This is a genomic window from Deltaproteobacteria bacterium (assembly GCA_035063765.1).
GTDB lineage: Bacteria > Myxococcota_A > UBA9160 > UBA9160 > PR03 > CAADGG01.
On record JAPSFT010000001.1, the window covers coordinates 56,660 to 68,808 of the forward strand.

Annotated in this window: 15 protein-coding genes; 13 read left to right on the top strand and 2 right to left on the bottom strand. The window is 75.7% G+C overall.

Annotated features, from left to right (window positions below; all coding sequences use genetic code 11):
• Positions 1–37: 37 nt before the first annotated feature.
• From OZ948_00275 to OZ948_00325, 11 genes are all read left to right on the top strand, one after another.
• Positions 38–925, top strand: a complete 888-nt coding sequence (locus tag OZ948_00275) for a metal ABC transporter substrate-binding protein (protein MEB2343160.1) — start codon at positions 38–40, stop codon at positions 923–925.
• Positions 922–1,668 carry a metal ABC transporter ATP-binding protein gene (locus OZ948_00280; GenBank protein ID MEB2343161.1) on the top strand — a complete coding sequence of 249 codons (747 nt, stop codon included), beginning with the start codon at positions 922–924 and terminating at the stop codon, positions 1,666–1,668. The genes OZ948_00275 and OZ948_00280 overlap by 4 nt, the downstream gene beginning before the upstream one ends.
• Positions 1,668–2,462: a metal ABC transporter permease gene (locus OZ948_00285; GenBank protein ID MEB2343162.1), complete on the top strand. Its 795-nt coding sequence runs from the start codon at positions 1,668–1,670 to the stop codon at positions 2,460–2,462. Before OZ948_00280 ends, OZ948_00285 begins: the two co-directional genes overlap by 1 nt.
• A 140-nt stretch (positions 2,463–2,602) precedes the next feature.
• Positions 2,603–2,908: a 30S ribosomal protein S14 gene (rpsN, locus tag OZ948_00290; protein ID MEB2343163.1), complete on the top strand. Its 306-nt coding sequence runs from the start codon at positions 2,603–2,605 to the stop codon at positions 2,906–2,908.
• Positions 2,909–2,921: 13 nt separating this feature from the next.
• Positions 2,922–3,167: a type B 50S ribosomal protein L31 gene (locus tag OZ948_00295; GenBank protein ID MEB2343164.1), complete on the top strand. Its 246-nt coding sequence runs from the start codon at positions 2,922–2,924 to the stop codon at positions 3,165–3,167.
• 9 nt (positions 3,168–3,176) lie between these two features.
• Positions 3,177–3,458, top strand: coding sequence for a 50S ribosomal protein L28 (gene rpmB, locus OZ948_00300; GenBank protein MEB2343165.1), 282 nt, complete (start codon positions 3,177–3,179; stop codon positions 3,456–3,458).
• Between the two features lie 34 nt (positions 3,459–3,492).
• A complete protein-coding gene (locus tag OZ948_00305) occupies positions 3,493–3,831 on the top strand; it encodes a hypothetical protein (protein ID MEB2343166.1) in 339 nt (112 codons plus the stop codon).
• A 114-nt stretch (positions 3,832–3,945) separates the two neighbouring features.
• On the top strand, positions 3,946–5,436 hold the full coding sequence (locus tag OZ948_00310) for a hypothetical protein (GenBank protein ID MEB2343167.1): 1,491 nt from the start codon (positions 3,946–3,948) through the stop codon (positions 5,434–5,436).
• Positions 5,437–5,445: 9 nt separating this feature from the next.
• Positions 5,446–6,459: a metal ABC transporter substrate-binding protein gene (locus tag OZ948_00315; GenBank protein ID MEB2343168.1), complete on the top strand. Its 1,014-nt coding sequence runs from the start codon at positions 5,446–5,448 to the stop codon at positions 6,457–6,459.
• A complete protein-coding gene (locus tag OZ948_00320; GenBank protein ID MEB2343169.1) occupies positions 6,459–7,157 on the top strand; it encodes a metal ABC transporter ATP-binding protein in 699 nt (232 codons plus the stop codon). Before OZ948_00315 ends, OZ948_00320 begins: the two co-directional genes overlap by 1 nt.
• A complete protein-coding gene (locus OZ948_00325) occupies positions 7,154–8,002 on the top strand; it encodes a metal ABC transporter permease (GenBank protein ID MEB2343170.1) in 849 nt (282 codons plus the stop codon). The genes OZ948_00320 and OZ948_00325 overlap by 4 nt, the downstream gene beginning before the upstream one ends.
• Before the next feature lie 388 nt (positions 8,003–8,390).
• Here the strand turns inward: OZ948_00325 and OZ948_00330 are convergent, their stop codons facing one another.
• Both OZ948_00330 and OZ948_00335 read right to left on the bottom strand, forming a co-directional pair.
• A complete protein-coding gene (locus OZ948_00330; GenBank protein MEB2343171.1) occupies positions 8,391–9,947 on the bottom strand; it encodes an ABC transporter permease subunit in 1,557 nt (518 codons plus the stop codon).
• Entirely contained in the window at positions 9,944–10,708 is a 765-nt protein-coding gene (locus tag OZ948_00335; protein ID MEB2343172.1) for an ABC transporter ATP-binding protein, read from the bottom strand. Before OZ948_00335 ends, OZ948_00330 begins: the two co-directional genes overlap by 4 nt.
• Before the next feature lie 85 nt (positions 10,709–10,793).
• Here OZ948_00335 and OZ948_00340 point away from each other — a divergent pair, with 85 nt between their 5' ends.
• The gene (locus OZ948_00340) at positions 10,794–11,393 is read left to right on the top strand and encodes a DUF924 domain-containing protein (protein ID MEB2343173.1); all 600 of its coding nucleotides are present in this window, start codon (positions 10,794–10,796) and stop codon (positions 11,391–11,393) included.
• Between the two features lie 11 nt (positions 11,394–11,404).
• Entirely contained in the window at positions 11,405–12,148 is a 744-nt protein-coding gene (locus OZ948_00345; protein MEB2343174.1) for an HAD family hydrolase, read from the top strand.
• Position 12,149: the final 1 nt, after the last annotated feature.

A 12,149-nucleotide genomic window follows, 5' to 3' on the forward strand; every position in this document is an offset into this window, starting at 1 on the left:
TCCTGCCCCCCCTGCCACGCAAGAACGGGGACGTCGGTTGCGTCGTCTGTCTCTCCTCGCGATCGCGCTCGCCGCCCGGGTCTGCGTGGCGCACGCCGCGCCGCCGCCGCCGCTCGGCGTGGTCGCCACCATCGAGCCGATCGCGATGATCGCGCGCGAGCTCGCCGGCGCGCACTTCACCGTCTCGACCCTCGTGCCGCCCGGCGCGAGCCCCCACACCTTCGATCCGCGCCCCGGCGACGTCGTGCGGGTGGCACGAGCCGCGCTCCTGATCGCGGTCGGGGGCGGCCTCGACGGCTGGACGCAGCGCCTGCTCGGCGCGAGCGGGCGCCCGGTCGAGACGCTCGTGCTGCTCGAGCTGCCGGACCTCGCGCCGCTGCCCGCGGCGGGCGCGGCGTCGCGCGGGTCCGATCCCCACGTCTGGCTCGACCCGCTCCGGGTGCGCGACGTGCTCGCGCCCGCCATCGCCGCCCGCCTGGAACACCTCGATCCCGCGCACGCCGCCGACACGGCGGCGCGGCTCGCCGATCTCCAGGCGCGCCTCACGAGCCTCGATCGCGACCTGCGCGCCGTGCTCGCGGGCCCGCGCCGCGCCTACGTGGCCTTCCACGCCGCCTGGCGCTACTTCGGGGCGCGCTACGGGCTGGAGGAGATCGGCGTGATCGAGGAGGCCCCCGGCGAGGAGCCGGGCCCGCGCGAGCTGGCGGAGCTGGTCGCGGCGGCGCGCGCCGTTGGCGTGCGCGCGATCCTGATCGAGCCGCAGCTCGACCCGCGCGTGGCGCGCACGCTGGCCGCGGAGTTCGGCGCCACCACCATACTGGTCGATCCCAACGGCGACCCCACGGATCCTGAACGAGCCGGCTACGAAGGGCTCCTGCGCTGGAACGCCCGGGCCTTCGCGCGAGCGCTGGGCGGGAGCTCATGAGCGAGGTCGCGATCCGCTTCGAGCACGTCGACGTGCTCCGCGACGGCCGGCTCGTGCTCGAGGACGTGAGCTTCGCGGTGGGCACGGGTCAGTTCGTCGGCGTGGTGGGCCCGAACGGCGCCGGCAAGACGACGCTCCTGCGCGCGCTCCTCGGCCTCCTGCCGGTGGCGCGCGGGCGCATCGAGGTGCTGGGGCGGCCGCCGGGCGCGGCGCGCGGCGAGATCGGCTACGTGCCCCAGCGACACATGATCGCCCCGGGCTTCCCGGCGACCGTCCGCGACGTGGTGGCGATGGGCCGGCGCGGGCGCCTGCGCGCGGGCGACCGCGAGGCGGTGGAGCGCGCCCTCGCGCGCGTGGACCTGCTCGAGCGCGCGGGCCGGCCGGTGGGCCGGCTCTCGGGCGGCGAGCAGCGGCGCGTGATGCTCGCCCAGGCGCTCTGCGCGGGCGCGCGCCTGCTGGTCCTCGACGAGCCCACGATCGGCCTCGACCTGCCGGCCGAGCAGGCCTTCTACGCGCTGCTGCGCGGCCTCGACACCACCGTGCTCGCGGTCTCCCACGACCTCCTCGCGCTCGCCTCGGTGGCCGACGAGCTGATCTGCATCAACCGCACGATGCACGTGCACGGCAACCCGGACGACGTCGTCCACAGCCACGCGCTGCGCGCCGCCTACCACTGCGAGTTCGACTTCCTGGCGGGCGAGCTCGCGCACCACTCGAAGCCCTCCGCGGACCCGCGCTCCTGATGCTGGAGCTCGCCTTCATGCAGCGTGCGCTGCTGGCCGCCGCGGCGATCGGCCTGGTGTGCGGCGCCCTCGGCTTCTTCGTCGTGCTGCGCCGGCTGGCCTTCATCGGGGTCGGGATCTCGCACTCGGCGATCGGCGGCGTCGCGCTCGCCGTCGTGCTCGGCTGGCCGCCGCTCGGGACGGCGGCGGTCTTCGCCGTGGCTGTGGCGCTCGCGATCGCGCGCCTCGCGCGCAGCGGGCGCCTGTCCGAGGACGCCGTGATCGGGATCTTCTTCTCGGGCTCGCTGGCGCTCGGGGTGGTGCTCTTCAGCCTGCGCCGGGGCTACCAGCAGGACCTCTTCGGCTACCTGTTCGGCAACGTGCTCGCGATCACGCCGGGCGAGCTCGCGCTGCTTGCGGCCGCCGGCGCGGCGGTGCTGGCGGCGCTCGCGATCAGCTTCCGCCCGCTGCTCTTCCTGGCCTTCGACGAGGAGGTGGCGCGCGCCTACGGCCACCCGGTGGCCGCGCTCGAGACGGGGCTGCTGGTGCTCCTGGCCGTGACCGTGGTGATCGGGGTGCGGCTGGTCGGCGTGATCCTGGTCGAGGCCCTGCTCGTGGTCCCCGCCGCCACCGCGACCCTCTGGGCCACCCACTACCGGGCCCAGCTCGCCCTCGCGATGGCCCTCGGGGCGAGCGCCGGCGTCCTGGGCCTCGCCGCCGCCTACGCCTTCGACCTGGCGGCCGGCGGCACGATCGTGCTGGTCTCGGTGGCGGGCTTCTTCGTGTCCCTCGTGCTCCGGCCCCGGCCGGGATGACCCCTCCCGGTCCCGGGACCACGACCCGGCCCCGGGATCGCGTGCCGGGGCCCTGGGCCGGCGCGATCGTTTTGCTATCTACAGGCGCCCCGGCGGGACCCGTCGCGCCGGAGCCTGCTCTTCACGAGGGACGATCGCCGATGGCCAAGACCTCCCAGGTGCACCGGGACCTGCGCCGCAAGGCGCTGATCCAGAAGCACGCCGGCAAGCGCGCCGAGCTGCGCCAGAAGCTCCAGGACCCGGAGGTCTCGATCGAGGAGAAGCTGGCCGCCCAGCTCGCCTTCTCGAAGCTGCCGCGCAACTCGTGCCCCACGCGCAAGAAGAATCGCTGCGCGATCACCGGCCGCGCGCGCGCCTACTACAAGAAGTTCGGGATCTCCCGCATCGCGCTGCGCGAGCTCGCGCTGGCGGGGCAGCTCCCGGGCGTGCGCAAGTCGAGCTGGTAGGAGCGAGCGCGCCGTGAAGCCCGGCATCCATCCCGACTACCACAAGGTCATCTTCGTCGACAGCGCGAGCGGGACGGAGTGGACGACGCGCTCGACGATGGGCTCGAGCGAGACGCGCGAGGTGGACGGCGAGCAGGTCCCGGTGATCCGGCTCGAGGTCTCGGCCGTGAGCCACCCGTTCTGGACCGGCCAGCTCCGCGAGGCCGCGCGCGGCGGCAAGGTCGACGAGTTCCGGCGCCGCTACGGCAAGAAGAAGTAGGAGACCCCGATGCCCCGCCGCTGCGAGCTCACCGGGACGCGCGTGTCGTTCGGCCACAACGTCTCGCACTCGAACCGCAAGTCGAGCCGGACGTTCGCGCCGAACCTCCAGAGCGTGTCGCTGCTCTCCGACGGCCTCGGCCGCTCCGTGCGCCTGCGCGTCTCGACGCGCGCGCTGCGCTCCGTCCAGAAGCGCGGTGGGCTCGACGCCTTCCTGCTCGGCACGCCCGACGACCGGCTTCCGCCCGAGGCCCTCGAGCTCAAGCGCCGCCTGCGCCGCGCGATCGGCTAGCGCGACGCCCGCCGCGGCGAGCGGACGCGAGGGAATGACGGAGCGCGCCACACAGCGACGGCTCGCAGCCGCGCTCGCGGCGGCCGCGCTCCTCGCCCTCGGCGCGCCGCTCCACCAGCACCACGGCGTCTCCGAAGCATCGGCGCAGACGATCACCGGCCACGCCACGGCGGCGGACGTGGCCCACGGGGGCGCCGGCTGCCCCGCCTGCCAGACGAGCGCGACCCGCGCCGGGGCGGCGCCGCCCGGCATCGCCTCGCTGCCGTTCGCCCTCCCGGCGCTCCGCCTCGACGCGGCCCGCACGCCGGCGGCTCCATCCACCGAGACGCGTCTCCCGAGTCCGCCCCGCGGCCCACCGTCCCCGATCGCCTGACTCGAATCCCGTCACGAGTCATCCGGCGACCGCGTGCGTCGCGCCCTCGAGCGCGTGGCCGCGGCCGCCCGCATCGTGCGCGCGCCGGCATGACGGCGCGCGCCGGAGGGGACCATGCGGAGCTCCGCGTTCCACCTGTCGATTGCCTTCCTGTGCCTTTCCTGTGCGACGGAGGCCGGCGCCGCCGAGCCGGTGCCGCCCACGATCCAGCAGCAGCTCGACGCCCTCGCTCGCGAGAACGCCGAGCTGCGCCGCACCGTCGAGACGCTCGCCGACGAGGTGCGCGCGGCGCGCGACGAGGCGCGCGCGGCCGGCGCCCAGGCGCCCGCCGGGGCGGCGCCGATCGCCGGCGCCCCCCCCGACGGCGCACTGCTCTCGCTGGGCGGCGGCCGCCTCCAGCTCCTCGACCTCTCGCTCGACGTGCTCGCCGCGGCCGGCTGGTCGGACGCCACCAACGACCAGCTCGGGCTGCTCGAGGGCGGCGGCCACGACCCGCGCCGGCGCGGCTTCACGCTGCAGCAGGCGGAGCTCTCGATGGCGGGCGCGGTCGACCCGTACTTCACGGGCGAGGCGCACCTGGTCTACTTCATCGATCCCGAGGGCGAATCGCGCTTCGAGCTCGAGGAGGCGTTCGTCACCACCACGAGCCTGCCCTTCGGGCTCCACGAGCGCGGCGCGCAGCTCGAGATGGGGCACTTCTTCACCGAGTTCGGCCGCATCAACCCCCAGCACCCGCACCAGTGGGACTGGATGGACCAGCCCGTCGTGAGCACGCGCTTCTTCGGCGAAGACGGGCTGCGCGCGCCCGGCGTGCGGCTCGGCTGGCTGCTCCCGGTGCCGTGGTTCTCCGAGGTCCACCTCGGCGCGCAGAACGCCAACGGCGAGACGATGCTCTCGTTCCTGGCCAGCGACGAGGCCTTCGAGGAGCGCCCGATCGGGGGGCGGCCCTTCGCCGACGTCGACGTGCGCTCGCCGAAGGACCTGCTCTACCTGGCGCGCTGGGTGAACGGCGTCGACCTCTCGGACACGACGAGCGCGCAGCTCGGCGTCTCCTACGTGACCGGCCCGAACGCGACCGGGCCGGACGGGAGGACCCACATCGTGGGGGGCGACGTCGTCGTGAAGTGGCGTCCGCTCAGCGCCGAACACGGCTGGCCCTTCGTGACCTTCCAGGCCGAGCTGATGGGCCGCCGCTACGAGGCCGACGGCTTCGACCTGTGCCTCGACGAGGACTGCCAGGACCTGGTCGGGGTCGGCAGCGACGACCTCGAGGACTGGGGCTTCTACGCGCAGCTCCTCTACGGCTTCCGGCGCAACTGGGCCGCTGGCTTCCGCGTCGAGCACGCGGGCGGCAGCGGCCACGACTTCGACCAGGACAGCTCGCTCGACGACGGCGCGCCGGTCTTCGCCTCGCGCGAGGACGACCCGTTCCGGAGCGACCGCACCCGGATCGCGCCGCTGCTGGTCTTCCATCCCTCGGAGTTCTCGCGCCTGCGCCTGCAGGCCAACTACGACTGGACCGAAGGCCCGGAGCTCGACGACGCGCTCTCCGTGTGGGCCGGGATCGAGTTCCTGTTCGGCGCCCACGCGGCGCACGCGTACTAGGAGGCCGCCATGACCCTGCGACAGCTCGCGCTTCCGATCCTCTTCGTCGCCATGCTCGCGCCGGGGGGCGCCCGCGCCGACGCGCTGCGGGTGGTGGCGACCACCCCGGACCTCGCCGACCTCGCCCGGCAGGTGGGCGGCGACGCGGTCGAGGTCACCTCGCTCGCCAAGGGCCCCCAGGACGTCCACTTCGTCGAGCCGCGCCCGAGCTTCGTGAAGGAGCTGCACCGGGCGGAGCTGCTGATCCGTGTGGGCATGGGGCTCGAGAGCGGCTGGCTACCCCCCCTGCTCGGCGCAGCCCGCAACCCCCGCATCCAGCGCGGCGCCGCAGGCTCCCTCGACGCCTCGACGGCGATCGTGCCGCGCGAGGTGCCGCAGGCCCGGGTCGACCGCTCGATGGGCGACGTGCACCCGTTCGGGAACCCGCACTACCTGCCGGATCCGCTGAACGGGCTGCGCGTCGCGGGCGCGATCCGCGACCGGCTCTCGGCGCTGCGTCCGGACCAGGCGCGCGCGTTCGCCGCGCGCTACCACGCGTTCGCTGCCCGGCTCGTCGAACGGCTGGTGGGCGCGGAGCTCGCGGGGCAGCGCACGCCGGCCGAGATCGCGGCCGCCGTCGAGGCAGGCCGGCTCCCGGCGCTGGTCGCCGAGGCGGGTGCGTCGCTCGGGGGCTGGCTCGGTGCGATCGGGACCGGGCCGCCGCGCAAGGCGGTGGAGGACCATCGCGCGTGGATCTACCTGGCCGAGCGCTTCGGGCTCGAGCTGGTGGCCGCGCTCGAGCCGCTGCCGGGCATCGCGCCGACCACGCGCCAACTCCAGGAGGTGGTCGAGCAAATGCAGGCGGAACGCGTGAATCTGATCCTGTCTACCCCGTACTTCTCGCCGCGCCACGCGGAGTTCGTCGCGGAACGCACGGGCGCGCGCATCGTCGAGCTCGCCCACCAGACCGGCAGCCGTCCGGGCACCGACGACTACCTGGCGACGGTCGACTTCAACGTGCGTGCGCTGGTCGGGGCGCGCTGATGCCGGTGCTCGCGTTGCGCGGCGCGCGCATCGGCCACGGCGGGCGCAGCGTGCTCGCCGGCGTGGACTGGGAGGTCCACGCCGGCGAGAGCTGGTTCGTGCTCGGCCCGAACGGCGCCGGCAAGACCTCCCTCCTCCACACCGTGCTGGGCCTGCTGCCGCTCCAGGGCGGGCGGCTCGAACGCGACCCCGAGCGCGCGAGCCTGGCGCGGATCGGCTTCGTGCCGCAGCGCTGCGAGCTGAGCCCGACGCTGCCGACGACCGTCCGCGAGTTCGTGACGCTCGGGCGGGTCGGCCTGCCTCGCGCGCGCGCTGGCGAGCTCGCCGAGGCCCTCGCACGCGCGGGCCTCGCGGGGCTCGAGGAGCGCAGCTACTGGTCGCTCTCGGGCGGCCAGCGGCAGCGCGCGCTGGTGGCGCGGGCGCTCGTGCGCCGGCCCGCCCTCCTGATCCTCGACGAGCCCACCGAGGGCCTCGATCCGCCCAGCGAGGACGCCTTCCTCGAGGTCGTGGACGCGCTCCAACGCGAGCGGAGGGTGACGGTGCTCTTCGTCACGCACCGGCTCGCGCTGGCCGCGCGGCGCGCGAGCCACCTCGCGCTGGTGGACGCCGGCACCGTGGTCGCCGGGCCACGCGAGGAGATGCTGGGCCGGCCCGAGCTGCGGCGCGCCTTCGGATCGGCGCTGGCGGGCCTCGCGTGATCGAATCGTTCCTCGAGTCCTGGGCGCTGTTCCAGACCACGTATCTCGCGGGAACGGCGCTGGCGGCGCTGCTCGCGCTGGTGGGCGTGTGGGTGGTGGCGCGCGAGCAGGTCTTCCTCGGCGCCGCGATCGGCCAGGCCTCGACGCTCGGCATCGCAGCCCTGCTGTGGGGCGCCGGGCTCGGCGCAGCGGCGCACTGGCCGTGGCTCGAATCGCGCGCCGCCGCCGACGTCGCCGCGGTGGCGGCGTCGGTGACGACGGCGCTGCTGACCGCGAGCCCGCGGCGCGCAGGTGCGGCGGGCGCCGAGGCGCGCACGGCGTGGATCTTCCTCGCCGCTGCGAGCCTGCCGGTGCTGCTGCTCGCGCACAGCCCGCACGGGCTCGAGGAGGTGCACCGGCTGATGTTCTCGACCCTGATCGGCGCCCACGAAGGGGAACTCGCGGTGTTCGCGGCCCTGGCGGCAGCGAGCATGCTCGGGGCTGCGTGCTGGAGCGACCGGCTCCGGCTGCTCGCGATGGACCCGGAGATGGCGGCGGCGGTCGGGATCCCGGCCCGGCGCTGGCTGCGCGGCGTGGCGCTGTGGCTCGGGCTCGCGATCGGCCTCTCGATCCGCTCCTCGGGTCTCATCTACACCCTCGGATGTTTGGTGCTCCCGGCGCTCGTGGCGCGCAACCTGTGTCGCGAGGTGCGGCCGATGCTCTGGGTAGCGCCGGCCGTCGCGGCGGCATCCGCCCTCACGGCCTTCGTAGTCGCCAATGCCGCCGACGTGCCGCCGGCGCACGCCGCGGTCGCGCTCCTTTGCGCGCTCGTGGCCCTGACCGCACCCCGGCACCGGACTGCCTGAGGGTTCCCCCCCCCCGCTCGGGCCCTGCTGATCCCCTTCCGCCTCCTGCGCGCGCAGATGGCCCCCTCATCGCGCTCAGTTCCGAGCCCGTTTCCGCCGATGGGGGGAGCGGGACCGGTAGCGAGGGGAGCGTCGTGGCGCGTCGGATCGTCACAGGGGTCCTGCTCATCGTCTGCCTGGCGGTGGCGCCCCCCGCAGCGCACGGCCCGGCAACGCCCGCGCCCGGCTGGGACCTGTTTGCGGCGGAGGCGCAGTTCGTGAGCCTGGCGCCGCGAGCGGCTTTCGCACCGGAGAGCGCCGCGTTGACGGCCGGGCACAGGCCGCACGCGACGCCCGAACCCGCCGCGCTGTTGCTCCTCAGCCTCTGCCTGCTCGGTCTCCGCCAGCGTCAGTGGGTGCGCGCCCTCAGCCACGCGGCAGCAACCGCGCGCGGCGAGCGGCCGCCCTGGTCCACCGCGCCGTTCAGGCGCCGCATGGTCGGGGCGTCGATCGCACCCCCGAGCCCGGCGAGCGCACGCACCACCTCGGGACGCTCACGGGCCAGCCGCGCGCCCGCCAGCACCACCGCGTCGTAGGGCGGGATCACGCCCCGCTCGTCGCGCAGCAGCACGAGGCCGCGGGCTGCGATCCGGCCGTCGGTCGAGAAGGCGCTGATCACGTCGACCTGCCCGCTCGCGAGCGCGTCGTACATGAGCGAGGGGTCCATGCTGCGTTCGCTCCGGAACGCGAGCCCGTAGGCGGCGACGAGGGCACGCCACTCGGGGCGTTCCAGGAACTCGTAGTCGGCGCCGATCGCGAGCGAGGGGGCGTGGCGCGCCAGGTCCGCGATGGTCGCGATCCCGAGCGCGCGGGCGCGATCGCCGCGCATCGCGAGCGCGTAGGCGTTCTCGAAGCCGAGCGCCGCGACCAGCGTGACCCCGTCCTGCTCCGCGAGCGCGCGGCGCACCTCCGCCAGCATCGCGGCGCGGGCGGGAGGCGGCCCGCTGCGGCCGAGCACCGTGGCCCACAGGGTCCCGGTGTAGTCCACGTACGCGTCGATCTCGCCCGCGCGCAGCGCGTCGAAGAGCACCGTCGAGCCGAGGGAGCCCAGCACCCGCGCCGGGGCGCCCGTCTCGCGCGCGATCCAGCCGGCCAGCAGCTCGGCCAGCACGTACTGCTCGGTGAAGGTCTTGGCTCCGATCACGACCGGCGCCGGAGCGCTCGCGGCCGCGCCTCCCCCACCCGCGCGCGGCAGGCTCGCGGCGGCGGCGAGCAGCGCGAGGCCCGCGAGCGCGGCGGCCACGAGCCCGCGCCGGCGCCCGGCCACGCCGCGCTCGAGCAGGCGGATCGCCCGGTCGAGGGTGAAGGCCAGGGCGGCCGCGGCCCCGCAGCCGAGCGACACCGCCGCGTAGTTGCGGGTCTGGAGCCCGCTGAAGATGAAGTGGCCGAGGCTCGGCGCGCCGACCGGGGTCGCGAGGGTCGCGGTCCCCACCACCCAGACCGCCGCGGTGCGCAGGCCCGCGATCATCACCGGCAGCGCGAGCGGCAGCTCGACGCGCCAGAGCCGCTGCCGGCCGGTCATGCCCATCGCGCGGGCGGCCTCCCGCACGCCGGGATCGACGCCCGCGAGGCCGGCAACGACGTTCTGGAGGATCGGCAGCGTTCCGTAGAGCGAGAGCGCGAGCAGCGCCGGGGCGACCCCGATCGCCGGTACCGCGAAGCCGAGCACGCGCAGGCTCCAGCCCCCGAGCGCGGCGAGGACGGGCACCATGAAGGCCAGGAGCGCCAGGCTCGGGATCGTCTGGAGGGCGCCCACGAGGGCCAGGAGTACGCGCCCCCCGCGCGGCTGCCGGCTGGCCCAGACCCCGAGCGGGACGCTCGCCGCCGTCGCGATCAGAAGCGCCGCGAGCGAGAGCTGGAGGTGCGCCGCGGTGTAGCGCGGGAGCTCGCCGAGCAGCTCGCTCACGCGCGGGCGTCCCCGAGCAGGGCCTCGACCGCCCGGGCCTGCCGCCGCGGCGTCGCGACGAGCTGCGCGACGACGGGATCCGCGGGCGCCCGCAGGAGCTCGCGGGGGGTCCCGAGCTGGAGCAGGCGCCCCCCGGCGAGCACCGCGATCCGGTCGGCGAGGAGGACCGCCTCCGCCAGGTCGTGGGTGACGAAGAGCGTCGTGATCCCGAGGGTCTGGCGGATCTCCTGGAAGCGTTGCTGGAGGGTGTCGCGGGTGAGCGGATCGAGGGCTCCGAAGGGCTCGTCCATCAGCAGCACCTCGGGCTCCCCGGCGAGCGCGCGCGCGATCCCGACCCGCTGCTGCTGGCCGCCCGAGAGCGCGGCCGGCCGGCGCCGGGCGAGCTCGGGCGGGAGCTCCATCAGCGCCAGCAGCTCGGCGACGCGCCGCCGCACCCGCGCGCGCTCCCAGCCGAGGAGCTCCGGCACCACGGCCACGTTCTCCGCGACCGAGAGGTGCGGGAAGAGCCCGATCTGCTGGAAGCAGTAGCCGATGCGGCGGCGCAGCTCGGGGGCGCGCAGGGTGCGGACGTCGCGGCCAGCGATGCGCACCACGCCGTGGCTCGGCTCCACCAGGCGGTTCACCATCTTGAGGGTCGTCGTCTTGCCCGAGCCCGAGCCGCCGACCAGCGCCACGAGCTCGCCGGGCGCCACGCGCAGCGTGAGCTCGTGCACCGCCACGACCTCGCCGAAGCGCCGCCCTACCCGCTCGAGCTCGATCAAGGCGCGCCTCCTCCTCGGACGGATGCCCGGGCCGATCCTATGCCGGCTGGCCCGCGCGCGCGAAGCCGGTCACCCTCGGCAGGCCATGGACACGCGCGCAGAGGAGCTGCTGGCCTTCTGGCTCGGGCCGCTCGACGGGGACGGCCTGGCCGCGCCCGCCTTCGAGGCGCGCTGGTTCGCGAAGGACGCGGCCTTCGACGGCGAGCTGCGCCGCCGCTTCGGCGCGCTCCACGAGGCGGCCTGCGCCGGCCGGCTCGAGGACTGGGCCGGGAGCCCGCGCGGCCGGCTCGCGCTCGTCCTCCTCCTCGATCAGCTCTCGCGCAACCTCCAGCGCGGCCGGGCCGAGGCCTTCGCCGGCGACGCCCGTGCGCTGGCGCACGCACGCGCCGCCCTGACCCGCGGCGAGGACCTCGCGCTCGCCCTGTGCGAGCGCGTCTTCCTCTACCTGCCCTTCGAGCACGCCGAGGACCGCAAGGCGCAGGAGCTCGCGGTGGAGCGCTTCCGGCTCCTCGCCGCCGCCGCCCCGGAGCGGGCACGCGCGCGCTTCGCGAGCTTCCTCGACTACGCCATCCGGCACCGTGAGGTGATCGAGCGCTTCGGGCGCTTCCCGCACCGCAACCCGGCCCTGGGACGCGCCTCGACGCCCGAGGAGCGCGCCTGGGTCGAACGGGAGGGCGGCTTCTGATCCGCGCCGTCCTGCTCGACCTCTTCGACACGCTGGTCGACCTGTCGCTCGCCGACCTGCCGCGCCTCACCGTCGCCGGGCGCGAGCTGCCGACCACCGCCGGCGCCGTCCACGCGGCGCTGCGACCCCACCTGTCGATCTCCTTCGAGGACTTCGCCGCCGCCCTCGCCGCCGTGGACCGGGACCTGCGGGCCGCGTACTGGGGCCAGGGACGCGAGCTCCCGACCCCGCTGCGCTTCGCCCACCTGCTGGCGCGGCTCGGCGCGTCCGATCCGGAGGGCACGCTCGCGGACGCGCTGACCCGCGCGCACATGGACCTCCTGGTCGGGATCGCGCGCACGCCGGCGCACCACCCGGCCGTCCTCGACCGGCTGCGCGGGCGCGTGCGGCTCGGCCTGTGCTCGAACTGGAGCTGGAGCCCCGCGGCGCACCGGATCCTCGCCGGCACGGGCCTGCGCGAGCGCCTCGATGCGCTCGCCATCTCGCACGACGTCGGGGTCCGCAAGCCGCGCGCTGAGCTCTTCGCCGCGGCGCTCGACGCGCTCGGTGTCGCGCCCGGCGAGGCGATCCACGTCGGTGACGACCTGCGCGCCGACGTGGAGGGCGCCGCGGCGCTCGGCCTGCGCACGGTCTGGATCACGCGCCGGGTCGCGGACCCCGGCGCGGCGCGCGCGAGCACCCCCGGCGCGCGGCCCGACTGGGTGGTCCGCGATCTCGCCGAGCTCGAGGCGATCGTCGCGGGGGAGCGGGCCTGAG

What these genes read in the sequence shown, in the direction of transcription:
- OZ948_00280 (MEB2343161.1), top strand. Translation starts at nt 922, where the DNA reads ATGAGCGAGGTCGCGATCCGCTTCGAGCACGTCGACGTGCTCCGCGAC.
- OZ948_00285 (MEB2343162.1), top strand. Translation starts at nt 1,668, where the DNA reads ATGCTGGAGCTCGCCTTCATGCAGCGTGCGCTGCTGGCCGCCGCGGCG.
- OZ948_00315 (MEB2343168.1), top strand. Translation starts at nt 5,446, where the DNA reads ATGACCCTGCGACAGCTCGCGCTTCCGATCCTCTTCGTCGCCATGCTC.
- rpmB (MEB2343165.1), top strand. Translation starts at nt 3,177, where the DNA reads ATGCCCCGCCGCTGCGAGCTCACCGGGACGCGCGTGTCGTTCGGCCAC.
- rpsN (MEB2343163.1), top strand. Translation starts at nt 2,603, where the DNA reads ATGGCCAAGACCTCCCAGGTGCACCGGGACCTGCGCCGCAAGGCGCTG.
- OZ948_00320 (MEB2343169.1), top strand. Translation starts at nt 6,459, where the DNA reads ATGCCGGTGCTCGCGTTGCGCGGCGCGCGCATCGGCCACGGCGGGCGC.
- OZ948_00305 (MEB2343166.1), top strand. Translation starts at nt 3,493, where the DNA reads ATGACGGAGCGCGCCACACAGCGACGGCTCGCAGCCGCGCTCGCGGCG.
- OZ948_00310 (MEB2343167.1), top strand. Translation starts at nt 3,946, where the DNA reads ATGCGGAGCTCCGCGTTCCACCTGTCGATTGCCTTCCTGTGCCTTTCC.
- OZ948_00340 (MEB2343173.1), top strand. Translation starts at nt 10,794, where the DNA reads ATGGACACGCGCGCAGAGGAGCTGCTGGCCTTCTGGCTCGGGCCGCTC.